General features: G+C 67.8%; 1 protein-coding gene. It reads left to right on the forward strand.

Annotated features, from left to right (window positions below):
* Positions 1-275: 275 nt before the first annotated feature.
* Positions 276-1,100 (forward strand): DUF559 domain-containing protein, encoded by an 825-nt coding sequence (locus QMA07_RS16940; protein ID WP_290164011.1) that lies wholly within the window; start codon positions 276-278, stop codon positions 1,098-1,100.
* Positions 1,101-1,297 lie beyond the last annotated feature (197 nt).

Consider the following 1,297-nt stretch of genomic DNA (forward strand, 5'->3'; position numbering starts at 1 on the left):
CATCCGTGCCCCTCCTCCTTCTACCCCTCCTGTGCCTCGGGAGGAGAACTGCGCTTCGGGAGGAGGCATGTCGAGAATTCGTCCTCCCGAGGCGCAGTCCTCCTCCCGACGGATGTTCGAGTGTGCGGCGCGTGCGCCGCGTGGGCGTCACGACGCACGGGGCCGGGACCGCGGGAGGCGACACCCCTTCTGCACGGATGAAGATCGGCGGGTGCCCCACCCGAATCGTGGGTTCCGTCTCAATCGCGGACGCGCGCATCGGCGATCCTCGACGGGTGAACCCCAGACAGGCGCTGACACAGCGCGACGGAGTGGCCCGCACTGAGACGCTGAAGCGGCTCGGGGTGAGCAGGCACGCGCTTCGATCGTCCGTTCAGAGGGGCGATGTCATCGCTGTCCGCCGAGGGTGGGTCGCGTTGCCGGATGCCGACCCGATGCTTGTCGCGGCTGCCCGCCGCGGAGTGTTCCTGAGCTGTGTCACGCTCGCGGCGCGGAAAGGGCTGTGGGTGCTCGATGCGGCGCAGCCCCATGTCGCTGCGCCGGCGCGGTCAGGCCACGTGAAGTTGCCCCGCGGCACGGTGCACTGGAACGAACCGGTGTTCCCGCGCGATCCGGACTCGCGTGAGGACTCGCTCGAGAACGCACTGATCCTGGTCGCGGGGTGCCAGCCGTATGAGAGTGCCCTCGCGACCTGGGAGTCGGCCATGCGGCAGAGCCTCATCGCACCCGGCATCCTCGAGCGGGCTCCGCTTCCGCCCGCTGCTCGACGTCTGCTCGCAGATGCTCGGCAATTCGCCGACTCCGGAACCGAGAGCATCTTCCAGGTGCGGCTGAGGTGGCTGGGGATCCCTGTCGTACCGCAGGTCTGGATACTCGGACATCGGGTCGACTTCGTCATCGGGGAGCGCCTCGTGGTGCAGATCGACGGCGGTCATCATGTCGGTGAACAGCGGACGAGCGACATCGCCCACGATGCTCTTCTGACGCTGCACGGCTATCACGTGATCCGCATCGGCTACGGCCAGCTGATCGGCCACTGGGCGCAGGTGCAGCAGGTGATCCTGACCGCGATCGGGCAACGACTCCACCTCGCGGAGTGAGTGATCCGCATCCCCTCGCCCTGTCCGCACCTCTCCCTGTCCGCACCCTCTCCCTGTCTGCATCCCTCGCCCCGCCGATCCCTCTCCCGCGCCCGTACAAGCATCCCTCGGGAGGAAGACTGCGCCTCGGGAGGAGAGAATCCGCAGATCTCTCCTCCCGAAGCGCAGTTCTCCTCCCGAGGGACAGGACGACGTGT

The sequence above is a fragment of the Microbacterium sp. APC 3901 genome, assembly GCF_030407765.1.
Classification (GTDB): domain Bacteria; phylum Actinomycetota; class Actinomycetes; order Actinomycetales; family Microbacteriaceae; genus Microbacterium.